Annotated in this window: 14 protein-coding genes and 2 pseudogenes; 6 read left to right on the top strand and 10 right to left on the bottom strand. The window is 67.4% G+C overall.

Going from position 1 to position 23,801, the window contains the following annotated elements; translation table 11 throughout:
• Window positions 1-167: 167 nt before the first annotated feature.
• On the top strand, window positions 168-3,509 hold the full coding sequence (locus tag HUA75_RS01860; RefSeq protein WP_174485385.1) for an Ig-like domain-containing protein: 3,342 nt from the start codon (window positions 168-170) through the stop codon (window positions 3,507-3,509).
• A gap of 115 nt (window positions 3,510-3,624) precedes the next feature.
• On the opposite strand, the gene HUA75_RS01855 is transcribed toward HUA75_RS01860, so the two are convergent.
• Entirely contained in the window at window positions 3,625-5,175 is a 1,551-nt protein-coding gene (locus HUA75_RS01855; protein ID WP_174485384.1) for a GspE/PulE family protein, read from the bottom strand.
• 563 nt (window positions 5,176-5,738) lie between these two features.
• Window positions 5,739-7,670 (bottom strand): hypothetical protein, encoded by a 1,932-nt coding sequence (locus HUA75_RS01850; protein WP_174485383.1) that lies wholly within the window; start codon window positions 7,668-7,670, stop codon window positions 5,739-5,741.
• A gap of 209 nt (window positions 7,671-7,879) precedes the next feature.
• On the opposite strand from HUA75_RS01850, the pseudogene HUA75_RS47845 reads away from it, so the two are divergent.
• The 3 genes and pseudogenes from HUA75_RS47845 to HUA75_RS01840 form a co-directional block, all read left to right on the top strand.
• Window positions 7,880-7,981 (top strand): annotated as a pseudogene (locus HUA75_RS47845) (IS5/IS1182 family transposase); the annotation flags it as partial.
• Window positions 7,982-8,006: 25 nt separating this feature from the next.
• Complete coding sequence (locus HUA75_RS01845) at window positions 8,007-8,657, top strand: TetR/AcrR family transcriptional regulator (protein ID WP_174452960.1); 651 nt, start codon at window positions 8,007-8,009, stop codon at window positions 8,655-8,657.
• A gap of 108 nt (window positions 8,658-8,765) precedes the next feature.
• Window positions 8,766-11,243, top strand: coding sequence for a GH25 family lysozyme (locus HUA75_RS01840; protein WP_174485382.1), 2,478 nt, complete (start codon window positions 8,766-8,768; stop codon window positions 11,241-11,243).
• A 71-nt stretch (window positions 11,244-11,314) separates the two neighbouring features.
• Here the strand turns inward: HUA75_RS01840 and HUA75_RS01835 are convergent, their stop codons facing one another.
• Window positions 11,315-11,869 (bottom strand): dihydrofolate reductase family protein, encoded by a 555-nt coding sequence (locus HUA75_RS01835; protein WP_174461612.1) that lies wholly within the window; start codon window positions 11,867-11,869, stop codon window positions 11,315-11,317.
• A gap of 183 nt (window positions 11,870-12,052) precedes the next feature.
• Window positions 12,053-14,491 carry an FG-GAP-like repeat-containing protein gene (locus HUA75_RS01830; protein WP_174485381.1) on the bottom strand — a complete coding sequence of 813 codons (2,439 nt, stop codon included), beginning with the start codon at window positions 14,489-14,491 and terminating at the stop codon, window positions 12,053-12,055.
• Window positions 14,492-14,949: 458 nt separating this feature from the next.
• Here HUA75_RS01830 and HUA75_RS01825 point away from each other — a divergent pair, with 458 nt between their 5' ends.
• The gene (locus tag HUA75_RS01825; RefSeq protein WP_174485380.1) at window positions 14,950-16,278 is read left to right on the top strand and encodes a M12 family metallopeptidase; all 1,329 of its coding nucleotides are present in this window, start codon (window positions 14,950-14,952) and stop codon (window positions 16,276-16,278) included.
• 57 nt (window positions 16,279-16,335) lie between these two features.
• Here the strand turns inward: HUA75_RS01825 and HUA75_RS01820 are convergent, their stop codons facing one another.
• The 4 genes and pseudogenes from HUA75_RS01820 to HUA75_RS47840 form a co-directional block, all read right to left on the bottom strand.
• Window positions 16,336-17,760 (bottom strand): DUF1552 domain-containing protein, encoded by a 1,425-nt coding sequence (locus HUA75_RS01820; RefSeq protein ID WP_174452955.1) that lies wholly within the window; start codon window positions 17,758-17,760, stop codon window positions 16,336-16,338.
• Entirely contained in the window at window positions 17,757-19,466 is a 1,710-nt protein-coding gene (locus HUA75_RS01815; RefSeq protein WP_254627341.1) for a DUF1592 domain-containing protein, read from the bottom strand. Before HUA75_RS01815 ends, HUA75_RS01820 begins: the two co-directional genes overlap by 4 nt.
• A gap of 240 nt (window positions 19,467-19,706) precedes the next feature.
• Window positions 19,707-21,083, bottom strand: a complete 1,377-nt coding sequence (locus tag HUA75_RS01810; RefSeq protein ID WP_174485894.1) for a hypothetical protein — start codon at window positions 21,081-21,083, stop codon at window positions 19,707-19,709.
• Window positions 21,084-21,231: 148 nt separating this feature from the next.
• Window positions 21,232-21,362 (bottom strand): annotated as a pseudogene (locus tag HUA75_RS47840) (IS5/IS1182 family transposase); the annotation flags it as partial.
• Between the two features lie 208 nt (window positions 21,363-21,570).
• Between HUA75_RS47840 and HUA75_RS01800 the strand changes: the two are divergent.
• Entirely contained in the window at window positions 21,571-21,975 is a 405-nt protein-coding gene (locus tag HUA75_RS01800) for a hypothetical protein (RefSeq protein ID WP_254627340.1), read from the top strand.
• 126 nt (window positions 21,976-22,101) lie between these two features.
• Here the strand turns inward: HUA75_RS01800 and HUA75_RS01795 are convergent, their stop codons facing one another.
• Both HUA75_RS01795 and HUA75_RS01790 read right to left on the bottom strand, forming a co-directional pair.
• Entirely contained in the window at window positions 22,102-22,941 is an 840-nt protein-coding gene (locus HUA75_RS01795; protein WP_174485378.1) for an NAD(P)H-binding protein, read from the bottom strand.
• A complete protein-coding gene (locus HUA75_RS01790; RefSeq protein ID WP_254627339.1) occupies window positions 22,938-23,750 on the bottom strand; it encodes an SGNH/GDSL hydrolase family protein in 813 nt (270 codons plus the stop codon). The genes HUA75_RS01795 and HUA75_RS01790 overlap by 4 nt, the downstream gene beginning before the upstream one ends.
• Between the last annotated feature and the right edge of the window lie 51 nt (window positions 23,751-23,801).

The raw sequence follows: 23,801 nt of genomic DNA, 5'->3' as shown, positions 1-23,801 counted from the left end.
GCCCCGGAGCTTCACCTGCTCGGGCACGGAGGCGGCGACGACCATCAGGCCCTCCGGATTGGAGCGCGCCAAGCACCTTTTCCCTCCACATTCCGACAATGGAGCGCAGGACGCAGGGGTCCCTGAATCACCGGGACATGAGTCCATACGCCAGAGGGGGAAGTCCGATGAGATTGCGCAGGTGGTTGTTGGGCGGTTGTGTCTTCATGGTCGCAAGTTGTGATTCCGCGCCGCTGGACGAGGCCGCGCGGGAGAAGTCTCCGTCACGGGTCCAGGCGGAACGGCTCGCCGCCGAGCACGGCTTCGACCTCCGGGAGGTCACGCTCGTCCCGGCGCCCGGTGACACGGGGGACCGCCACTCGCTCCACTTCCAGGGCATCCCCATCCAGGGACTGGAAGCAAGGACGACTCAAGGAGTGACCTCCCTCACCAACGTCCGCTTCGCGGCCACCACGCGTCCCCAGACGCAGGCTCGGGTCACCGCCGCCCAGGCGGAGGCCACGGTCCTCGAGGAGATGAAGGACGCTTCGGCGCGGGTGGAAGAGTCCCGGCTCATGTTCCTTCCCCAGGAGGAGCGCCGCCTCAAGCCAGGCGTGCCCACCCCCGCCGCCGGACGTGCCCACAACGCCGACCACTTCGAGCGCGTGGTGACGGGCCTGACGCTCGTGCACCAGCTGCATCTGCTCACGGGGAATGAACCGGCCGGGATGGAGCGGCGTTGGAGCGCGCAGGTGGACGCCCGCTCCGGCCAGCTGCTGCGGTTGGAGCCGTTGGCCATCGACCTGGCAGGGGGGACCTACAAGCCCGTGTCGGGCTATGGCTACTTCTCCGGCAGGCTCACGCACTCCGTCCTCTTCGAGAATCGCCTCTATGTGCTCCAGGATCCACGGGGCAACAAGTACCAGGCGATGCTGAGTACGGAGAGCCTCCCTGGCTCTGTTATCGAAGACTATGTGAGCATTGACGCGAAGTTTGGTGATGGGCGCCTCTTCAACCCCACGAACGAGGAGAACGGCGAGAACGGCGAGAGCGCGGCGGTGGACGCGATGTTCGCCGTGAACCTGGCCTGGGGCGTCTACGAGTCTCTCCTCAGCCGCGATGGCCCCACCGGAGCGGGTCTGCCTTTCGAGGTCTGGTTGCACGCCCCCATGGGCAACGCGGAGTACAATCCCAGCAACACCCGTCCGCGGTTGGAGATTGGCTATCGCACCTTTCCCGCTGGCGTCACGGCCGCCGGGGGCCTGCTCGTTCCATTGTCGACCACCGACATCATCGGCCACGAGCTGGGCCATGACTTCTTCATGCGGGAGCTGGCCAGGAACCCCGCGACCTTTCCCTCCGGCAGGACGGAGATGCATGGCATGAATGAGGGAACAGGGGACATCTTCGGCTTCGTCACCGAGCTCGCCCGCGACGCCGCGCGGGTGGGTGGGACGGCGCTCGACATCGATGCCGTGCCCCTGAAGACCACCAACCTCACCATGGGTGAGGAGGCCGGCCCGGTGATGCGCAATCTCATCGATCCGATCATCGACATCTGGTTCGACGGCATCGGCGGTGAGGAGACCCACCGCGCAGGTGGCCCCCTGGTGCGCATGTTCCTGCTCCTGGCCTACGGCTGTACTCCCTGGCAGGGAGAGCAGAGCACGGACCCGTGGAGCAGCTTCCTGGTCCCCGAAGGCTTCTCCGGCCTTGGCCCCACCGCGGCCTTGCGCCTCTGGAGCCGCGCGGTTCTATCCATGCCCCTGGGCGCGGACTACGCGCAGGCCCGCCAGGCCACGCTCGAGGCGGTGATATCCCTGTACGGCGCCTCGGGAAGCACCCAGATGAAGGCCGTGGGCTCCGCGTTCGCCGCCATCAACGTGGGCGACCTGCCCGACACGAACCCTCCCACCGCCGTTCTGAGCTGCACCCAGGTGGGGGCGGACATCGAATGCACCGGCACCATCACCGATGCGGAGACTCCCAACAAGTTCCACACACCCCCACAGCTGATACTGGATGGTGGAAATCCGTTCCCGCTGCCGGGCTGGCAGTTCACCCTGCGAATGCCGGGGGCCGCGCTCAAGGACGGGACGCATACGGTCCGACTGAAGGCCTGGGACTTCTGGCAGAACGCCACCACCACGACGGTGTCCGTCGTATTGGACAAGAAGCCGCCCGTCCTGTCGGTCACCCGCCTGGGCCCGCTGAAGCAGCCCTACTTCTCCGTCACGGCGACCGACGACTCCGGTATCGAACGGGTCGAGTACTTCGACAACTCCGTGTGGAGGTCAACCGTATCCATGGCGCCCTTCGACAATGAATACGACACGTCGACCTGGCCTGACGGCACCCACGACATCTTGATCAAGGCATTCGACCGCTTCTTGAATGTCACGATGGTCCACCACGCCCTGGATGTGGACAACACGCCTCCCAATGTCTCGATGACAGTGGGAGGCAGTGCCCCGCCCTTCATCGTCAACGCGAGCGTGTCGGATATCTCGACCATCACACGGGTCGACTTCAAGGTGGACGGGGTGGTCTTCGCCACGCGCACGAACTCCGCCACGTCATATGTGGTCCAGTACACGCCCATTGATCCGCTGGCCCACAACCTCTCCGTGGAGGTGACGGATGCCTTTGGCAACAAGAGCGTGAGGACCCTGGCCGCGCCTCGTGACGTGACGCCCCCGGCGGTGACCTTCGAGAAGACCCAATTGGGCTCCTTGGTGAGGCTCACCTTTGGAGCCTCGGACATCTGTGGCCTGGTCTACCCCTATGGGTTGTATGTGGATGGGACCCTGGTGGCGCTGCCCACCACCCCGGGGTACGTGCTGGAGTTCGGTGCCAACATGGCCGACGGTCCGCACGCCTTCCACGCGGTGGTCCATGACAACTGCGGCAACACGACGAACTTCGAGACCGTGTTCTTCAAGGGAATCACGCCTCCCGTCATCACGGGCATCACCCGTGACGACTCCCAGCCGAAGTCCCCGAAGTTCACCGTGCAGTGCGTGGACACGGATGGCGTTCACCACGTCGAGATGCGCGAGAACGGCGTCGTGATGCAGATAGACACCACCGCACCCTACGAGTTCATCGTCGACACCTCGGCCCGGCAGGACGGGGACTCCATCCTCTTGTTCCAGTGCAGCGACCTCCAGGGCGCGGCGAGCACGCCCGTGACGCGCACGGTGACCGCGGACAACACCGGCCCCTCGTACACGTTCACCGTTTTTGGTGCCGGTCGCACCTACTTCGTCTCCGCGGGGACGGTGAGCGACCCGCGGGGCATCCAGTCCGTCGTCCTCAGCGGAGGCCTGATCCCGGGATTCAACGTCACGCTGACGCAGGCGCCGTACTCGTTGACGTGGTCCATCCCGACCATCTACTCCTTCGACACCCAGCTGCCGTTCTCGCTCCTGGCCACGGACAAATGGGGCAACACCTCCAACACGAGCCTCGCGTGCCCGGTCGACACGGCCTCAACCGAGCCCGCGCTGCTGTTCTGTCAGGTCCTGTGACGCAAGGCTTCAGGCCCGTCGCGAGTTGAAGCAGTCCCCTGGGCCAGCACCTCCGAGAATCGTGCTCGGAGGTGCTCCTGGCCTGGCGAGGCCCGCCCTCCACTCGGGCTCGGGCCTACGCCTCCTCGTCCGACTCCGCGCCGAAGCGCTCATCCCGGGTGGTGAGGATGTGGCGATAGGGCACCACGCGCACCAGCTCCGCCACCGTGGTGGTGCCAGCGTTGACCTTGTCGAGCCCGTCCTCCATCAGCGTTCGCAGGCCGTGCTTCCGCGCGTGTCGGCGCAGCCGCACCGTGGGCTCACCGTGCGCGATGAGGTCCTGGAGGTCCGGGTCCACGACGAGCAACTCGAAGATGCCGGAGCGACCTCGATAGCCCGTGTGATTGCAGGCGGGGCACCCTCGTCCGGCGCGCGTGTGGACTCCGTCCAGCAGCCGCCCCAGCAGCTTCGTCTGCTCCGGCGTGGGCTTCGTGTCCTCCACGCACTGCTCGCAGATGCGCCGCACCAGTCGCTGCGTCAGCACCGCCAGCAGCGAGTCCGCCACGTCCACGTCATCCAGTCCCAATCCACGGAGGCGGGCCACCGCGCCCACTGCGTCCGCGGTGTGCAGGGTGCCCAGCACCACGTGCCCCGTGGCCGCGGCCGTCAGCGCCATGCTGCCTGTTTCCAGGTCTCGAATCTCTCCCACGAGCAGGACGTTCGGGTCCTGGCGCAGCAGCGCGCGCAGCAACGTCGCGTACGGCATCTGCGGCGTCACCTGCTTCTGGTTCACCTTGGGGACGTAGTACTCGATGGGGTCCTCGGCGGTGACGATCTTGCGCCGTCCGTCGTTCAGCCGCGCCAGCGCCGAATACAGCGTCGTCGTCTTCCCGCTTCCCGTGGGGCCGGTGACGAGCACCAGTCCCTCCGGGTTGGAGAGCAGTTGGAGGAAGACGGCCTGCATGGCGGGCGACAGGCCCAGCTTCTCCACGGGGACCAGGCCCACGCTCGCGTCGAGGATGCGGATGACCACGTCCTCGCCCGCGGGGCTGGGCACCACGCTGACGCGGAAGTCCACCACCTTGCGGCCCTCGGGGCGCTCGACGAGGGCGCGCAGGCGACCGTCCTGGGGGCGGCGTCGCTCGGTGATGTCCAGTCCGGCCAGCACCTTCACGCGGCTGATGACGCCCGGCAACGAGCGCGGGTCGATGTCCGTGTAGGACTGATGGAGGATGCCGTCGACGCGATAGCGCAGGTCCACGTCGTCGAAGTAGCTCTCCACGTGGATGTCGGACGCCTTCATCTCCACGGCGCTGAAGAGGACGTGCTCCACCAGCTCCACGGTGGTCGGCGAGTGGGTGAGCTTGAGGCCGGGCTTCAGCACGATATCCGCCGTGACACGCGGGCCCGCGCCGAAGCCGACTTCCAGCGCGGATTCGATTTCGTAGGGGTTCAGGCGAACCGTGTTGAGGGGGCGCCGGAGGAACTCGGTGACGAGCTCCAGAATCGGCCCGTTGTCCGGGTTCGTCGTGCCCACCGTCACCGGCACGTCGGGGGCTTCCGGGTCCACCTTGCCCAGCACCACGACCTGGTTGCGGCGGCAGAACGACTCGGGGAGCAACCGGAGCGAGGCCCGGTCCAGGGTGAACTGCGCGAGCTCTGCGAAGGCGGGGGCGTCCTCGGACATGACGGAGGAGGGATTATCAGCCTCGCGTCTGGCTGACCATCACCGCTCCGGGGGAGGAAACCCTCCCCGCGCCGAGGTCCCCCATCGAGAATTGGCGGCGCTTCCGTCGGGAGCATCAGCCCGACACGACGGCGATACCGTCAGGGCCGCACTGAAGCCATGCAGCGGCTCATGGCCATCGAACGCAAGGCATGGCCCCAGCCTCGCCCAGCTCCCCATGATGAGGGGCAACGCCGCGGACCCGCGTGTTGGCCCCTGATGTGGAGAAGCGCAGGTCAGACTTACCGCGACCCAGGCCCTTCGGCCGATGGCAGACGGCGCGGTTCACATGGAGGTCCGCACGCGCGCGATGCTCGTCCTGAAGTGAGCCGGCAACTCGCCCCCTCTGGACGTTGCGGCCAGGACGCAGCTCCACGAAGGAGCCGGAGTCTCATCCGGGCTCATTCTCGGCGGGTGGAGGGCCGCGCGTGTGACGATGCGTCGTGGACACCTTCCTCGCGCACACACCCGAATCGTGTGCCGAAGCGTGGCGAGCGAATCCCCGCCACGCTCCGGGATAGGGCTCACAACGTCTTCATGTACTCGATCAGCGCGGTGCGCTCCGCATCGGTCAGCACGTCGGTGAACGTGTGGCCCGAGTTCGACTGGCTGAACATCCGGGTGTTGTAGATCTTGCGATCCTCGATATCCGAGTTCGAGAAACTCGGGGCCACGATGCTGCCGAGGAGGTTCCAGGCCAGCGCGCCGTTGCCGTACAGTAGCGACAGCCCGCCCTCGATGAGCGGCGTCTCGTTCGGATCCCACGGATTGCAGTGGTTGAACGGCGAGAAGGTCAGGTGGCTGCACGGAATCGTGTCGTACTTCCACCCGACCTTGGTCTGGTCATAGGCCGTCGCGAGGTCGGTCTCGAATCCCATTACAACGCCGAACCTCGGCGACTTCGACTTGCGACGCCAGATGCGCGGGCGGTCCGACGACTTGAGCAAGCTCCAGAGGTTGGGCACCGAGCCGTTGTGGAAGTAGGGGCCGGAAGCCCAGACACCGTAGAGCGGCTGCGCGAGATAGCCGATCATGTTGTACTTTTCGGCGCACCCGTCCTGACCGTTGTACCCGAAGAAGCTGTTCTTGGCCTGGGTCTCGACGGCTCCGTCGTTGGCGAGCAGTCGGGCTTCATCGGTGTCGATGACGTTGATCGCCGTGACGTTGGCCGCCATGCCCTCGAACAAGGGATTGGCGAGGAAGTTTGGATCGTTCACGTAGCGCGGCGCGTAGGCTCCATGACAGCTCGCGCACGAGCCGTTGCCGGCCTGCTGCGGCTTCACGACCGGGTTGTTGCGGTTCGCTGCCCACAGGTCGAGCGTGTGGAACAGGACCGACCCCTGCTGCGCGAGCGCCGTGTTGACCGGCAGAGGGTAGGCCGGCGACTTCAGGCCGAGCATCCAGGTGTTCGCCTCGTACTCGTTCTCGAGGATCCAGTCGTAGCCGCCCTCGTAGTTCGGCAGCGCGGCGCCCGGCATGTACCACGAGAGCTCGATGCGCGTGGCGTCGCTGCTCATCCCGGCGTCGAAGAACTTCACCGGCCGGTGCCCGAGGTTCCACCAGTTCGGCGGGTCTTCCGTGCCCGTCGATCCGGCCGCCCAGATCTCCGGATTGAGGATGACGCCGGGGATGGTCCCGTCGGGGTCGAAGATGGTGAGCAGGGCGAAGAGCTGGAAGTTGGTGATGTTCCCCGTGCCGCGGATGCGATTCAGGGAGGCAATCGTGAAGGCGGGGTTGAGGCCTCCGAGCTCTCCCAGGAACAGGGACGCGTCGGTGAGGCCGTTGGTGCCGTGCAACGCCCCCAGGCCCGCGCCGTCGCTCGCCTTGCCAATCTGGCCGCTGTGACAGACCGAACACGTGACGCCAATCTGTCCGCTCCACGAGCCGTCGGGATTGCGTGTCTGGGTCAGTGCCATCGGCAGTTGGCCGGAGCCACCGTTCGTGCGGTTCGGATCCTCGAACGGGAGAGGATACGGATTGCGCTGCGCGCTGAGCGGGGTGCCGTAGCGCTCGGCGACGAGGTTGTCGAAGTCGGAAGGGCGGAACGGCAGGCCCCACCTCAGCCACAGCGCGTTGTACTGGGACGCCGACATCGACCAGAGACTCCAGGCGGAATGGCCGCTGAACTCCCAGCCGGCATCGGGATTTCCGTTTCCGCCGAGCAGCCGCCCTCCAGCCGCATTGGTCGACCGCAGCTCGCCACACGTCAGCGGAGCCCGGTTCATGCACGAGTTCCATCCCACGTTGAAGACGACGTTCTTGTTCGCCGTCGGCGTCACGAGTGACCGTGGGTCGGGCGGTAGGAGCGTCGCATCGGACTTGCCCGTACAGAAATCGAACCAGTAGTGCCCTCCACGCTTGCTGCCGAGCAGGTCCGATTGTGCTGCCGCCGGTGTGCCGCCGACACAGACAAAACACATCGCGACGAGAACGCTTCGAGTCAGACGTGCCGCCATGACGTCCCTCCTCCTGACAGCCTGTGGGTCGGTCGGATGGGGCTTCAGTCCGACCGGCTGGGCGCGTGCTCGGAGACATCAGCTTCCGAGACGCACGCTCGGTATGAGCGCACTTCACGTGTACCCCGAAAAGGGACATTTGTCGCCAAAGTGGCATAGGCGACATTTGTCGCCTAATCGCCTCTTGCGAAAGTCAGGGCTGGGCGGGTGCCCGTCCGGGCGTCGAGTCCAAGGAAGGACTCGGCCGCCACCGCCAGGTTGTCGAGCGAACCCTGGCGTGGAAGAACCCGCTTGGCCGACTGCGAGTCCGCGACGGACGCAATGGAGTCAAGCGCCATGGCTGACGATGCGCGTCAATCCGCTCCCAACCCAGACTTCGTGGCGCGCAAGCCGCAGCAGCAGCGCGCCAAGGTCCGGGTCGATGCCGTGCTCCAGGCGGCGGAGGAGCTGCTGCTCGAATCAGGGCTCTCGGCCTTCTCCATCCCGACGCTGGCGGAGCGTCTCGAGTACCCGCGCTCGACGATCTACAAGTTCTTTCCGACCCCCCAAGCCCTGCTCAACGAGCTCGCGGAGCGCCAACTGGCGGCGCTGGAAGCGCACCTGACGAACTATGCCCAAAGCCTCCTGGGGGCCAAGGACTGGCAGGAACCGCTCACGCGCATGGTTCAGGAGGCGGCGGATTTCTACCGCACGCATCCGGCGGCGCAGGTCGTCCTGCTGACCGGACCGGTCTCGGATGTGAGCTTTCGCGCGCTCGAGTCCACGATCGCGCGCCTCGGCACGCTCGCGCGCAACCTGCTCGCGACGCACGGCATCGACATCCCGCGGGGCTCGCCGGACATCGCGGCGCTGGCGGTGGAGTTCGGCACCGCGAGCCTGCGGATGTCCTTCTACCTTCATGGCCGCATGACGAACGAATACACCCAGGCCGCGGCCGACGTGATGATTTCATTCCTGGCAATGCGGCTGGGATTGCCTCTGCGCTGATTCAGGCCCAGGCGTCCAGCAGGGAGCGAGCGGGACACCTCCATAGCAAGAATTTCACGTTTTCATGTTAAATCTGCTCTGGTTCGAGTCATCCAACCAGGGAGCGACATGAATACCCGAGCCCGTCCAGGGAGCTTCAACCCGCGCCGCCTCTCGACCCCGACGAAGCTGCTGTGGGGCCTGCTCGTCGTCCTGACCGCCTGCGGAGGCCCGGACACGGGAGGCTCCGGGAGCCCCACCGACGGGGTCCAGGAAGCGCAGGCCCTCGCACCGGCCAACGTGCAGGCCTTCTACGCGGAGTCCCGGTGGGGGACCCGCTTCGGCGTCAAGGGCCCCTACTACGGTCCCCTGGGGCACCGGGGGCTGGACCTCTACGCGAGCGCGGGCCAGGCCATCCCCGCGCTCCGCTCGGGCACCGTTCGCCGCGTGCAGTACTCCTCCATCGTGGGACACACCCTCGCGGTGGAGTCCGCTCCGGGCGACTTCTCCGGGTACGCCCACGTCATCCGGACGCGCTTCGCGGTGGGCGATTACGTCCAGCAGGGAGACATCATCGCGTACGTGGCGGGCGCGGGAGACGACCACGGCTCGGCGTGGACCGGGCCCCACCTCCACATGACCCGGGGCACCACCAACAACGCCGCGTTCGGCGAGAACGTCAGCGACCCCGCGCCGCTCATCCGCAACGTGCTCGGCACCGGCAGCGGCGGCGGCACCGGCAGCGGCGGAGGTTCCGGGGGAATCCAGATCAGCATCGACGAAGGGAAGATCCTCCAGCGCGTGGCCCAGCGGGGCGGCTACACGGGCGCGGTGGACGGCGTACCCGGCGTCAACACGTGGAAGGGCATCCAGACGGTCCTCACCGGCAAGGGCTTCTACTCCGGCCCCATCGACGGCGTGCCGGGTGAGAACACCTGGAAGGGAGTCCAGCGGCTCGCCCAGCTCGGCGGGTACACGGGCCCCGTGGATGGCTTCCCGGGGCAGTACACCTACGCGGGGCTCACCACCTGGCTGGCCCAGGACCCCGGAACGCCTCCGCCGTCCGGGATGAGCGGTGTGTATGGGATTGATGTCGGCACGACGCAGCGGGACCTGGACTTCAATGCCATCAAGAGCGCCGGCTACCAGTTCGCGATCGTCAAGGCCGGCGGCTCCAATGTCTCTCCCCTCTACGTCGCGCCCTACTACACCCAGCAGGTCGCCCGGGCCCGCGCGGCCGGGCTGCTCGTGGGGCACTACTGGGTGGCGGGCTCGTACACCCCGGCCGGTGACGCGCAGTACTTCGTGGACCACCTCTACGACCACCGGCCCGGTGACCTGCTGGTGCTCGACAACGAGGCCATCGACAACGGCATCTTCTGGAATGACTCCCTGACCGCGAGCTTCATGCAGGCGGTCAAGACGCGGCTGGGCAAGGCCCCGTTCCTGTACACGTACTCGAGTCTGCTCAAGGCCCACACCTGGCCCCAGACGCAGGCCGTGGGCTCGAAGCTATGGATTGCCCACTACACGGGCACGCCGGGCAACCCGTCCGTGGGGACGGCCTATCCCACGTGGGAGATCCACCAGTACACGTCGTCCGGCAACCAGAACGGGATTCCGCTCGACCTGAACGTCGCGAAGCTGTCCGCGTTCGCCGGACTGGCCCAGCCCCCGCTGGGCGCGACGGCGCCTCCGCCCACGGCCATCCCCGGAGGGAGTGGCGGCGGAGGCACCCCCGTCATCACCGCCCAGCAGGGAACCATCCTCCAGAACCTGGCGCGCCGCGGGGGCTATACCGGCCCCATTGACGGCGTGCCGGGGGCCCAGACCTGGACGGGCATCCAGAAGGTCCTGCGTGAGCTGGGGTATTACTCGGGGCCGGCCGACGGCGTCCCGGGCGTCAACACGTACAAGGGATTGCAACTGCTGGCCCAGGACGGTGGCTACACGGGCCCCATCGATGGCGTCCCCGGCCCCAATACCTATAACGGCATCCAGGCGTACCTGGACGGGTCCTCCGGTCCCGTGCCGCCCGTCACCCAGGCCCAGGGCGTGACGCTGCAACGGATTGCGAGCGCGGGCGGGTATACCGGCGCGGTGGATGGCGTCCCCGGCACGAACACGTGGAAGGGCGTCCAGCAGGTCCTCGGGGGGTATGGCTATTCCGGACCCGTGGATGGCGTCATGGGCACCCAGTCCTACGCGGCGCTCCAGCGCTTCGCCGCGAAGGGCGGCTACACGGGCCCCATCGACGGTGCCATGGGCACCCAGTCCTGGAAGGGCGTGCAGACCGTGCTGCGGGGCTTCGGCTACACGGGCCCCATCGACGGTGTCATGGGCACCCAGTCCTACGCGGCGCTGCAACGGGTGGCGCGCCTGGGCGGGTACATGGGCCCCCCTGATGGGGCCCCGGGCGTGAACTCGTGGCGGGGCCTCCAGTCCTTCCTGAGCGGCGCCGGGTACACGGGGCCCGTTGACGGGGTCCCCGGGACGAACACGTACAAGGTGCTCCAGTCGCTGGCGAACCGGGGCGGCTACAGCGGGCCGCTCGACGGCATCCCCGGCCCCAACACGTACGCGGGCCTGGCGAACCTCCTGGACTGACGTCTGGCCCACTGCCCCAGGCCCGCTCCCGTGCGTCGGGAGGGGCCTGGCGCGGAGTCACAGACTCCAACTCATCCCGCTTTGCGACGGAAGTGGAGCGCCAGTACGCCGGACTTGAACCGCTGCGTCGATAGGAGTTCGAGCTGCCGCGCACTCGACAGGCCCTGAAACAACGTCGGCCCGCGGCCACTGATGATGGGGTGAACGACGATGCGGTACTCGTCGATGAGCCCCCACTCCTCCAGCGCAGCCGCGAGCTTGGGCGCTCCGACGAGGACACCCCGCTCGGTCTTCGCTTTCAGCGCCGAGATCGCCTCGCGAAGGTCACCCTCCACCTTGATCGTGTTCCGCCACGGAAAGTCGCTCCGCGAACCCGACACGACGTACTTTGCCTTCGCCTCGAGCTTCTGTGCCCACTCGCGCATCGCGCGCGGCGCCTTTTCGTCGCGTGCCACCGCGGGCCAGGCTCCCTCCATCAGCTCGTAGGTGTTGCGCCCGAAGAGCATCGCCCCGCTCTGGTCCATGAGCTGCGTCCAATAGTCGTGCAGCTCGTCGTCCGCGATGCCCTGGGTGTGATCGATGCACCCGTCCAAAGTGACGTTGAGACCGAAGGTGAGGAGGTTCATGGCGTGGGACTCTACGAAAAGCGCGCCCAGCGCGCAGCAGCCCGAGCCAGCGACGCAATGCCCGTCAGGCGCCCGCGCGTCTTCCGGTGCGCCGCGCGCGAGGCACGCGGCGCACCGATTCTTCTATCGAGACCGCGCTGAAATCAGGGCACACGGCCCCATCGCGGCATCGCGGACAGCTCCTCAGAGTCCGTTGGGGACCACGGTCACGGTGGCGGAGCCCCTGTTGGTCAGGATGAGATCGGGGTACCCATCCGCGTCCATGTCCGCGGTGGCGATGGCGTTGAGGCCAGGCGAGGCGCCGGTCGTGACGACGGTGTCCGCGGTGAAGCCTCCGTTGCCGTTGCCGGTCATCGGGCGGACGCCGCCCGATGCCGCTGTCACGAGGATGTAGGCGTCGAGCTTGCCATCGCCGTTGAAGTCACCGGCCACGACGCCCAGCGCCGAGTTGGCGGCCGTATTGGTCGCGGCGGTTGACTGAACGCCGCTCGCGAAGGTGCCGTCGCCGTTCCCTCTGAAGTAGAAGAGGAACCGGCCGGCCGCGCCGTTCGAGAGGATGTCGAGCGTGCCGTCGCCGTTGGCGTCGCCGAAGGCGATGCCCGCTGTCTGGCCGCCGGCGGAATTGCTGTAGGCGACGGGTGCGGCGAACGTGCCGTCTCCCTGGTTGATGAGGACCGACAGGCGTGCGCTGGCCGGGCTCGTCACCACGATATCGGAGAAGCCATCGCTGTTCAGGTCACGGCAGGCGATGCTCGACTGCACGCCGCCGGTGCTCTGGATGCCGATGAACGTGGGCGCGCCGAAGTTGCCCGCGCCGGTGCCGAACAGCACGCTCACCTGGTTCTGAGTCACGCTTGTCGTGGCGATGTCAGCCACCCCGTCGTGATCGAAGTCCCCGGTGCAGAGGTGGACGGAGCCCGGGGTGCCCGTGGTGAAGCTCGTCGGCGCGCCGAAGGTCCCGGGCGCGCTCGAGCCCAGGTTCTTGTAGACGCTGATGTTTCCGTTGATGAGGGGCAGGTTGGTCTGGCCGTCGACAGTGACGGCGTCGAGCCACCCGTCGCCGTCCACGTCCACGGCCACGACCGCGTTGCTGGAGAGCGAGGCGCTCCCGTAGTTGACCTCCGACTGGACGCTGGCGTCGCCATTCCCCAGGAAGACGGAGAGCGAGCCAGAGGGAGTCTGGGTCGTCCCGGATTCGGCGTTGGCCACCAGGATGTCGAGCTTGCCGTCGCCATTCACATCGGCGACCGCCGGGGCCAGCGGGCTGTGGTTCGCTGGGGAGCTGACCGGCGTGCCGGGGACCTGGCCGGGTGGGATGGCCTGGCAGGTGGCGTTCGAGCAGATCTGACCCGTCGAGCACACGATGCCGCAGGCGCCGCAACTCTCGGCGTCGCTCTGGAGGTTCACCTCGCAGCCGTCGGACGAGTTCGCGTTGCAGTCCGCGAGGGTGCCGGAGCAAGATTGGCAGATGTTCCCCTCGTAGGTGGGCGCGCACTTGCAGGTGTAGCTACCCACGCCGTCGATGCAGGTGCCGCCGTTCAGGCAGGGGTTTGCGGCGCACTCGTCGATGTTGGTGCAGATCACCCCGTCGCCTTCGTACCCCGCATTGCAGGCGCAGGTGAAGGAGCCTCCGATGTTGGTGCAGGCGGCGTTTTCGCTGCAATTGTCGGTACCGGCGGCGCACTCGTCGATGTCGGTGCAGGTCACGCCGTCGCCCTCATAGCCCGCGGTGCAGGCGCAGGTGAAGGAGCCCCCGATGTTGGTGCAGGTGGCGTTCTCGCTGCAATTGTCGGTACCGGCGGCACACTCGTCGATGTCGGTACAGGTCACGCCGTCGCCCTCGTACCCCGCGGTGCAGGCGCAGGTGAAGGAGCCCCCGATGTTGGTGCAGGTGGCGTTTTCGCTGCAATTGTCGGTACCGGCGGCGCACTCGTCGATGTCGGTACACACTGTCGGCTGTCCCGTGCAGGTGTAGCCCGGCTCCAACTGGCAGACGCTGTTGCAGCCGTCTCCCGAGAGTTGATTGCCGTCGTCACAGACTTCGAATCCGCCCAGCACCCCATCACCACAGACGGCCCGCAGCGACGTCTCCACCGCGTCCACGAGGTAGATGGCGAGCGCGCCCTTCAGGCGCACATAGCGATAGGGGACGTTCCCCGGGTAGAGCGCCACCGCCACATGCGTCCCCAGGCCCAGCTCCACCAGGTGCAACGAGCTGGAGCCGATGAAGGTCCCATCCGCCTTCAGGAAGTCCACCTGGGCCACCAGCGCCAACGACAGGCCCTTGTAATAGACGCGCAGGTCGCCGGTGCCTTCCTCGCCCGCACCCAGGTCCAACACCAGCGCCGCGTTGAGCAGGCCCAGCAGCGTCGCCGCCTGTCCATCCGGAGCGCCCAGCGCCGCGCTCGCGTTGAGCACCGCCGCATTGGTGCCCGACGCCACCGCGTCCGCATACGGGTCCCACGTCAACGAGGCTTCCAGCGGCTCACTCGTCAACGCCCCGGAGTCTTCTTGTGACACCCCATCCGCGGGAGGACGGGAGTCCACACCACACGCCCCCAGTGACAAGGCCAGTGTCACGCCCAGCCCCCACGACCACAGCACACCTTGACGGCTTCGCATCTTGTTTCTCCCCCAAGGAGCAGGATGGAACCCGGAATGGACCAGCCCCCCCATGAAATGAAAGACACTATTCCTTTCTCCCACCCGTTCGGCCAGCAACCTGCGAATGGCCAGCGTCCTCTGGCGACCGCCAGAAAGCACTTGAGGACCATGGACACAGAGTCCATGACATGCACTTGATCGTCTCCGCGTCTGTTCCCGCATGTCCGCAAAGTAGAAGGGGTCTACTCGTGTGGTTACGCCTGGAACCCGAGTCCTGGCGCTATAACCCATACGGGGAATCCAAAGGTACCCGTTCGCCTTGGCGCCCATGAATGCATATGCAGTGCATCTCTTCCATTCGGCGGAGGCGCCGGGGCATGCCGTGAATTGGTGCGGGCCCTTAATTCCAAACGACAAATGTCAGAGCGATGTGATTGTCTCCTGCTCCCCGGAATGCCTTCCGGAAAGGAGGCACCATGCTTCGAAGCACATTGAAGTCCGCGCTGGTTGCACTGTTCATCCCCAGCCTGCTGCTCACCGCCTGCGGTGAGGGCCTGGAGTCGCGTCCCACCCTGGACCCGGAGATGGCCCGGGTGCCGGCTGGCGCTCCGGTTCGCGAGGGCTACGCCTGGAACGCCGCGAGAGGGAAGCTGGTGCCCGTGAAGTACGCCGAGGTGGATGGACTGGCCATCCTCGATGGAGACATGATTCTCGGCACGGTGGAGGAGATGGAGGCGCGCGTGCGCGAGGTGAAGGCCCGGGGAGGCCTCGACGCCCAGGGAGTCCACGCCCAGGGCGTGGCCATCACCGGAGCAAACTTCCGCTGGACCAACTCCGAGGTGCCCTACACCATCGACGCGGCTGTGCCGAATCAGGCGCGAATCACGGACGCCATCAACCACTGGCAACAGCGCACGCACCTGCGCTTCGTGCAACGCAATGTGCTCAACGCGGCGCTGTACCCGAACTACATCAATTTCCAGACGGGCGGCGGGTGCAGTGCCCACGTGGGACGAATTGGTGGCAGGCAGCTGGTGACGCTGGAGGCCGGGTGCACCACGGGCAACACCATCCATGAAATCGGACACGCCCTGGGGCTGTGGCACGAGCAGTCGCGCGAGGACCGCAATAACTACGTGCTCGTCCGGCCCGAGAACATCCTCGCGGGCTATGAGCAGAACTTCAACCAGCAGATCGCCGACGGTGACGACATCCTCGCCTATGACTACGGCTCCATCATGCACTACCCCGGGACGGCGTTCTCGAAGAATGGGCTGCCCACCATCGAGCCCCTGGGGGGGCAGGCCATCGGGCAGCGCGATTCGCTGAGCATCACGGACGCGGCCACCGTGGCGCGTCTCTACTCGAGAACCATCTCCCTGCGTGCCTTGCGCGGCCACTACGTGGTGGCCGAGGGCGGCGGCGGCGGCGCGGTGAACGCCAATCGTGGCGCCGTGGGTCCCTGGGAGAAGTTCCAACTGGTGGACCGCAACGGCTTCGAGCTGCAGACCGGCGACCTCATCCACCTGCAGACGGTCAACGGCAACTATCTCATGGCCGTGAACGGTGGCGGCTCGGAGGTGACAGCCACCCCCACGGCGCCTGGCAGCTATGAAACCTTCCGCATCTCGAAGATATCCGGCACGGGCCTGCTCACCATCGGCACCGGAGACACCGTGGCCCTGTCGACGAACAATCTCCTCACCCCCCGCTATCTGTATGCCGATAACGGGGGCGACGGCGGGGTGTATGCCGCCGGTGCCTCCGTGGGGCAATGGGAGCAGTTCACCATCACCTTCTACTGAGGGATGCGGTAGAGCCTGCTCCAGCGTCGAACACTGGAGCAGGTCGCCATCGTCTACTCAGGCGATGAGCTCGGAGAGCACGCCCTTGGTCAGCGCCGGGTCGCCGAAGTCGTCCAGGCTCCCGCCGGCCGCGTTCCTCAGCCCCACGGCGGTGCCAATCGTGTTCAGCATCCGGTTGTGGTTGGGATTGCCGCCGCCCGACGCCTCGACGTAGACGCCCTGCTTGAGGAAGCCATTGCAGCTCCCCGCCAGGACGAAGGGCACATTGCGCGCCGAGTGAGCCGGCCCGTTGCCCAGGTCGTTGTACCAGACAGACACGCCGTGCTCGATGAGTCGCTTTCCGTCCGGCATCTGGTAGGCCGCCAGCCGGTCCAGGAGGTGCTTGAAGGCGCGCGCGAACTGCACGTCCACGTGGTGGTGCAGCAGGTCCGAGCCGGTGATGATGCCGCCGCTGGAGTCGTGCGACGTGCGACGGTGGGACACGTAATGGAAGTTCTCCATCAACTGCCCCGTGTCCGGGTCGCGGTAGCGCGTATCGCCGTCGTTGCCGTTGCCCACCTGGATGACGGCCGCGCGGTTGGTGCCGCACGCAATCGCCATCACCGCGATGTCCATGTGCAGCCTGGCGGTGGCGAGCACCTCGGTGCCGTCCGTGCTGTCATAGCCGGGTGACTGCTGCTGGAGGATGAGCTCCTGGTCCGCGCGCATGCGGCAGCTCAGGGCGACCTCCAGGTCCCGGACGTTGGACAGGTGCAGGTCCAAGCGCTCATGGTCGGACGCGCTCAGCTCGGGACGCTGCTGGAGCGACTGGAGCTGGGCCTTCACCAGGTCGTTCACGCTGCGCTGCCGGACGAGGAGCTGCTCGCGAGCCTCGGGAGTCAGTCCTCCCGGGCCGCCAATCATCGTCTGGTACGCATTCCACGGGTCATGCAGCGCGGCCCGGCGCACGTTGCTGCTCCGGTAGGAGAGGCAGGGCCCCCCGAGCCAGCCGCCACGCCGGCCCGCGTAGAAGACGAGCGAGTCACGCTGCTGCGGATTGAGCTCGCGGCCGATGCGGTGGTCAATGGACTCGCCTCCGGACTCGGAGCCGCCGCCCGCGCCCTCCACCACGGGGCCCCGCGCGGTCAGCCCCTGCATGGCGCCGCGGGCGTGGCCGTCCCCGTAGTTGTAGTCCTTCATGTTGATGTTGCGCACCAGCAGCAGGTCCGCGAGGTGGTCCTTGAGCACGTCCACGGCCCGCCCGGCGCTGCTCGCCGCGGTGAGCGCGCCCAGGGTGCGCGGCCAGAAGCGCTCCGGCTCCGCGCCGAGCTCCGACGTCGTCTGGGCCGAGGCGACGCCGTTGGCCTGCCGGAAGAAGATGGCGTACGGCAGCGCCCCCAAATCCGCCGCGCGGGCGGTCCTCGGCACCAGCCCCTCGAGAAACGGCAGGCTCAGCATCGTCCCGCCCAGGCCCTTCAACACCATCCGGCGACTCAGCTTCATGGCAGCTCCTCCGGGTGGCGATTCACGAAGCCCTCGCTGGTGACGACCTCCACGACGAGGTCGACGATGGGCAGGTTGCCCGCCTTCGACAGCTTTCCGAGCCGCTCCACCAACGGCCCATCCTCGTGGGCGAACGGGCGCCCGTGGAGGTACTCCACCCAGTGCTGCGCGTAGCACGCATGCACCCCTTCATTGGCCGCGAGTGCGTCCGCCAGGTCGAGCGCGTCGCGCACCGGCACCGTCTCTCCGTTGATGTTGGGAGTCGAGCTGGCGTCCACCGGATGTCCGTTGTCCGTGGTGCGGTAGCCGCCGATGGCGTCGAAGTTCTCGAAGGGGAAGCCGAGCGGGTTGATGAGGTGCGAGTGGCAGCTTGCGCACGCACTCCCGGGCACTTCGGTGTGCGAGGCGACGACCTCGCGATTGGTGCGGCCCTGCGGGGCGGGGAGCGGTGGGATGTTGGCCGGCGGCGCGCCAATCTTCCGGCAGATGATGCGCTCGGACACGAAGACGCCGCGGTGGATGGGGTCCGGGTCCACCGACGTCGCGTGCGCGGCCAGGAAGCCCACCTGGGTGAGCACGCCCTTTCGCTCGCGCGAGTCCAACGTCACGGGGACGAAGTCGGCGGTGAACGCGCCACTCAGCCCGTAGACCCGCGCCAGTTCGTCGTTGACGAAGGTGGCTGGCGAGGTGAGCAGGTCGCTGTAGCCGCCCTTGCGGGAGAAGACGACGTCCTGGACGAAGAGGGTCGTCTCCCGGGCCGCGTGCTCCCCGAGGCGCTCGGACACCTGCGGGTAGCGCGTGAGGGAGGGGCGGATGGCGGCATAGCGGGGCACGTCGAAGAGGGTGCGGTGGAAGGCCTCCACCACCTTGTTCGAGCGCGCGTCCTGGAGCATGCGCCGTGCCTGTGTGGCGACGCCCTCGCGGGAATGCAGGGTGCCCTCGCTCGCGGCGGCGAACAGGGCGTCGTCCGGCATGGCGCTCCAGAGGCCGTAGCTCAGCCGCGAAGCCACTTCGTAGTCGTCGAGCGGCACCCGGTCCCGCACGGCCTGGGTGCTGCGCTCCACGCGGTAGAGGAAGTGGGGCGACTGGAGGAAGGCTTCCATCACCAGCCGGATGCCCCCCTCGAAGGCCGCCATGTCCGCGTAGGCCTGGGGCCCCTTGCGGTACAGCCCGAGGTAGCTCTCCACCTCTTCGGACGTCAGCGGGCGCCGGTGCGCGCGCAGGCCGAAGGACTCCACGAAGGCACGGGCGCGCGCTTCGCCGGTGTCGGCCGACGGAGGCAGCACACGCGCGAGCTTCGTCGCGTCCGTCGTCACCTGGCCGGCGAGCTCCGCGGCGGCGCGCTGGTAGGCGCCCCAGAGGGCCTCGTCGACGGAGAGGGCGCGCGCATCGTTGTCAAAGAGGAAGCCGCTCTGGGCGGGGTCCGCGCGGAAGGTGCCCGCAAGCGTGGTGGGCGGTGCATCCAGCCTGAGCAGCTCCTGCACGCTGTTCGTCCACTGCACGTGCGTCAGGCGCGCCATCCGCACGGACGGGGCTGGCTTCTCGATGACGGTGGGCGTACCGGGGCCGGGTCCTCCACCGGGGCCCTCCGGGTTGGAGATGTTTCCTTCGCAGCCAGCAGCCCCGCTCAAGACCAGCCCGAGCACCACCGGGCGCCACCACCGTCCCCGCTCCGCTGGCTCTCGTGACAACCGTTGTGACCGCATCCTCGGCACGAGCGCCTCCATCATTGGGAGACATACCAATCGGATGGATTACGCGTTCCTGTCAATGTAGCCGCGACTCGCACGCGCGTCGGTCAAATGGCCCGATGACACGGATACTGAAAAACTCGTGTCACACGTGCATACGCGTTTCATCAGACCCGACTTTTCGTGCGGGCCTCGCGCAAAAGTGTGGAGGACGCGCCACATGCGTGGGGGACAGACCCCCTCAATGCGCCGGTGCTACAGCCTCAGATACACGCCGAGCTGACCGCTGAAGTACAGGTCCTTGGCGCCGCCGGCGAAGACCGGGGTGCCCTCCGCGGCGTTGGCGGTGAAGGAGTAGCTCCGCATCTCTCCGCCCAGCCGCAGACCCAGCATGCGCGTCAGGGCGAACTCCACGGCGAGCTCGCCATCGAGTCCGGAGCCGCTCAGCTCCGGGAGGTAGTCGTCCGAGGACAGCTCGCCGCCGCTGAGCACGTGCTGGTAGCCCACGCGCGCGGCGATGGCCCATCGCTCGGTGAGCGCCTTGCGCAGGCCCAGCTCCACGTGCGCGAAGCGGTAGTCCACGTCGGGCAGGGTGAAGGTGCTCTCCGGCGGGAGTTCCACCGCGAAGGAGTGGGTGCCGTACAGCGCGCCCACCGAGACCTCCAGCCACCGCAGCGGCAGGCGGAAGCGCAGGCCTCCCTCCAGGAGCTGCGCGGTGGTGGCGTGACTGGAGCCATCCGGGAGCCGCGTGGACAGCCCGAAGGCGCGTGAGCCCCGCGCCACGATACCCAGGTTGTGCACCACCCCATCCGTGAAGTGGGAGAGCGGGAAGTAGCTCACCGCAAGGCTCGCCGCCGCGGCGCTGTTGAGGCTGTAGTCGGGCAGCTCGTCGGCGTTGTTGCCCGAGAAGTTGAAGCGGCGGAACAGCCCCTGTCCGGACAGCAGAACCTCCAGGGTGGGGCCGTCCAGGTCGCGCGGGCCGGCTGCCTTCGGCTCGGGCTCCACCGGCGGCTCCTCCTTCTTCACGGTGGGCGGAGGAGGCTTCACCACCGCCGGGCGCGGTGCCTCCGCGACGGGGGCCGGGGGCGCGACCTCGGGCTCGGGCTCGGCGACAGGAGTCGGAGGCGTGACGGCGGCAGGCGGGAGGCTCTGCTCCGAGCCCTCCGTCAGGGCCGCGCCCAGCCTGGGCTCGAGCTCTCGCCGCACGTCGGGGAAGGCGCGGTTCGTGCGGACGGCCCAGCGCTCCTCCGCGAGGAGGGTGCCGTCCTTGCCGGAGTAGGCGCGGACCTCCACGTCCCAGCGCTTCGTCCCCTTCACCGAGGCGAGGATCAGCACGTCCGCGCCGAGCTTCTTCGCCAGCGCCTGCCGCTGCTCGTCCGTCTTCGGACCGCCGCGGATGAGCTTCACCTGGGCATCCACCTTCTTCGCGGGCAGCACCTCTCGCCCACGTCCCTTCTTGCCCAGCTCCTGCGTCAGCACCCTGCGCAGCGCATCCGCCTGGCGGCCCTCCGGGCGCAGCACCGCCACCTGGGTCTTCTTCGCCTGAGTCTTCTTCGCCTGGGCGGCCTCGGCCGGGCGGTACGATATGACCAGCGCGAGCACCAGCAACACCCATCCCGCGACGCGGCTCACAGGGCCACCTCCCTGGCGCGGACAGACGAGGTGGAAGCGGCTGGGAGGACAGAGACGAAGGGGCGGGAACGCATGGGTGCTCGGCTTCCAGTGACGAGATGAGGGGCTGCCTCTGCCCAAAGCAATTGAGGGGCCAACATCCCGGAGCTTATCTCGGCAGGAGCGCGTGGAACCAGATGATGATGGCCACCGCGAGGCGCGGCATTCCCAGAGAGGTGTCTTCTCCCATCGCACCAGCAGTCGTCGGAAGCGATTCAGCCAGGAGTGCCCGCGCTCCACCGTCGCGCCTTCTGTCGAGCGTGGCTCGTCTTGGTGCGCGCTCCTTTACCTCGTCGTAGACAGGGCCTCTGTCCACCCAAAGGTGCTTGGGAAACGAGACATGGTTTATCAAAACGAGTGGCGTCACCGCTTTCCGATACCGCCCCATAGAGCCAGTTGCCTCGCAGGTGGCCGCCCCGTGTCGGTGGATGCCTTGCGAGTGCGGACGATGAACTTCAACCAACCCTGGCGCACTCCAGGAATCACCGAGGTGCGCTTCGAAGTCATCTTGCCTGGGCAATATGCAGTGGCGCTGCTCGAACGCGATTGGCCTGGATTGGTGAGCGACTACCAGCGGTTTCCCGCGCCGGATGACCCGCTGGACCAGGCCCTGCGTGCTCTTGAATGGCCCGAGCCAGCACGGGCACTCGTTGACCCGGTTGCGGCTCCTCGGATACTTGCCTTCTTCGCCCACGAGCTGCTGCTGCGCTGGTTCGACGATGGCCTCCCAGCAGGTCCCGGCTTCGTGCTCAACTCCGTTGAAGAGACAGGCATGGCCGGCACAGACGTGTACCTCGCGGGCCATGCACGACCGCACGACCCTCGTGTGTCCCATGTCTACCAAGATGTCTGAGCCCTCATCCCCAAGGGCGCGTGCGCGAGCCCCCCGCGACTGGCACGTCGTGGCGCGGCTTTGACGCGCGCATGATGCAGCCCTCGAATTTTGGGCAGGCACCGGGTTCCTACCGAAGCTGAGCGATCAGCGAAACGCGTCGGCGTGCTGCACGACCCAGCGGTCGAAGGAGAGCGGCCTTCGTCCGAGGACGCGCTCCACTCCTTCGTTGACGAGCGCCATCCGCCCTTCGCGGACCGCGCGCCAGATATCGACGAGCGCCGCGGCGTACGGGCCGCTGCCAACGCCCGCCTGGGCCTCCTCATCGGAGATCGGCTCGAAGCGAACCGTCTTTCCGAGGGTGGCGCCGATCCGGGTGGCCATCTCGCCGTAGCTCAGCGCCTCCGGCCCCGTTATCACCAAAGACTCCCCGACGTACTCGCGCGTCGTCAGGGCCCTGGTGACGACCTCGGCGATGTCGTCCGGATGGATGAAGGCTATCTTCCCCTCGCCCGTGGAGGACCGGAGCACGCCCTCGGAGGCAATCGAATCGGCCCAGCCGAGCACGTTCGACATGAACGCCGCCGACCGGATGAACGTGAACGAGAGGCCGCTCTCTCGAACGGCGGTCTCGCCGCGCGCATGCCATGGGCCGGTCCCCACGCCCGTGCTCACGTCCAGCGTCGAGAGCTTGACCAGGTGCTTTACGCCGGCAGCCCTGGCGGCGAGCGCGAACGCGCGATCCCAGACACCGAGCTTGGGACCGCTGCTCAGGAGAAACACTGCATCGATCCCCGCGAGGGCGGCGGAGAGAGCGGCGCGCGAACCGGCCAGATCGCCGACCCGGACTTCGACTCGATTCCCGAAAAGCGCTCGCGCCTTTTTCGCGTCACGCACGAACACGCACGGGCGATCGCCCCGTGCAAGGAGGCACCGGGTTACCCCCGAGCCGATGTTACCGGTCGCACCCGTGACCAGATACTTCATCGCGCCCTCGCGTCGGCCCAGCCGCGCACGACTTCGAGCGCGATTCTCTTTTGCCCCTCCTGCGTGAAGTGAAGCCCGTCCTCCATGAGCAGCTCCTGCGGGGGTGGCAGGCCGAGCCTCGCGAACAGTTCGATCGCCGGCTCGTCGAAGGCGGCAATGACCTCGGCGACGCGGGCGATGTCCTCGTTGCGGAAGCGAACCCCGAAGCGGGACAACCCCCAATGCTTCGACACGCGATCTTCGAGCACCGGGGCAGGAGTTACCCACAGACACCGCGCCTTCGTCTCCCGGGAGACGCGCGTGCGGAGCTCCGCGAGGTTGCGCGCCGTCTCTTCGGGAGCGACGAGCGTCTTGCTCGGCGTCGGGCCTTGTGTTCGAGCGTCGTTCACGCCGATGAAGAACAAGATCCAGTCTGGATTCCTCGCGATGACCCCGCCGATTCGAATCAGGCCGTGCGTTGTCGTCTCACCGGCGACGGCACTGACTTCGATCGAGATTCCATCCGCGGGACGGCGCGCGGCCAACATCTCGTTCAGAATCACCGCCCACGACTGCGGATCGGAGGTGTGGCTATCGCCGAACGCGAGAACCCTCGCCCCGGGCCGCAAGGGAAGGCGGTCCACCATCGCGCCCACCGCGGGATCCGCGAGCAGTTCGCGCGCGGCCTCCTTCGCTCCTGCCCGCAGGCGCCCGAGCTCGGCGGAGTAGGCGTCCGGAGCGAGGCCGAGCAGGGCCGCACGCATCGGCTCGGTGAGCGCCGCAGCCCCGGGAAGCGATGCCACGGTTTGTTCTGGCTGAAGCACCTTCATGAGCCAGCGCGTCTGTTCGGTCGACCATGTCATGCGCAACGAGATACCGGA

It is taken from the genome of Myxococcus sp. CA040A (assembly GCF_013336725.1).
In the GTDB taxonomy this organism is placed as follows: Bacteria; Myxococcota; Myxococcia; order Myxococcales; family Myxococcaceae; genus Myxococcus; species Myxococcus llanfairpwllgwyngyllgogerychwyrndrobwllllantysiliogogogochensis.
The sequence above is the reverse complement of the archived record's forward strand: the minus strand, read 5'-3'. Positions and strand labels throughout refer to the sequence as shown.

Coding starts and splice junctions, on each gene's coding strand:
- HUA75_RS01860 (WP_174485385.1), top strand. CDS start 168: ATGAGATTGCGCAGGTGGTTGTTGGGCGGTTGTGTCTTCATGGTCGCA.
- HUA75_RS01855 (WP_174485384.1), bottom strand. CDS start 5,175: ATGTCCGAGGACGCCCCCGCCTTCGCAGAGCTCGCGCAGTTCACCCTG.
- HUA75_RS01850 (WP_174485383.1), bottom strand. CDS start 7,670: ATGGCGGCACGTCTGACTCGAAGCGTTCTCGTCGCGATGTGTTTTGTC.
- HUA75_RS01845 (WP_174452960.1), top strand. CDS start 8,007: ATGGCTGACGATGCGCGTCAATCCGCTCCCAACCCAGACTTCGTGGCG.
- HUA75_RS01840 (WP_174485382.1), top strand. CDS start 8,766: ATGAATACCCGAGCCCGTCCAGGGAGCTTCAACCCGCGCCGCCTCTCG.
- HUA75_RS01835 (WP_174461612.1), bottom strand. CDS start 11,869: ATGAACCTCCTCACCTTCGGTCTCAACGTCACTTTGGACGGGTGCATC.
- HUA75_RS01830 (WP_174485381.1), bottom strand. CDS start 14,491: ATGCGAAGCCGTCAAGGTGTGCTGTGGTCGTGGGGGCTGGGCGTGACA.
- HUA75_RS01825 (WP_174485380.1), top strand. CDS start 14,950: ATGCTTCGAAGCACATTGAAGTCCGCGCTGGTTGCACTGTTCATCCCC.
- HUA75_RS01820 (WP_174452955.1), bottom strand. CDS start 17,760: ATGAAGCTGAGTCGCCGGATGGTGTTGAAGGGCCTGGGCGGGACGATG.
- HUA75_RS01815 (WP_254627341.1), bottom strand. CDS start 19,466: ATGCGGTCACAACGGTTGTCACGAGAGCCAGCGGAGCGGGGACGGTGG.
- HUA75_RS01800 (WP_254627340.1), top strand. CDS start 21,571: ATGAACTTCAACCAACCCTGGCGCACTCCAGGAATCACCGAGGTGCGC.
- HUA75_RS01795 (WP_174485378.1), bottom strand. CDS start 22,941: ATGAAGTATCTGGTCACGGGTGCGACCGGTAACATCGGCTCGGGGGTA.
- HUA75_RS01790 (WP_254627339.1), bottom strand. CDS start 23,750: ATGAAGGTGCTTCAGCCAGAACAAACCGTGGCATCGCTTCCCGGGGCT.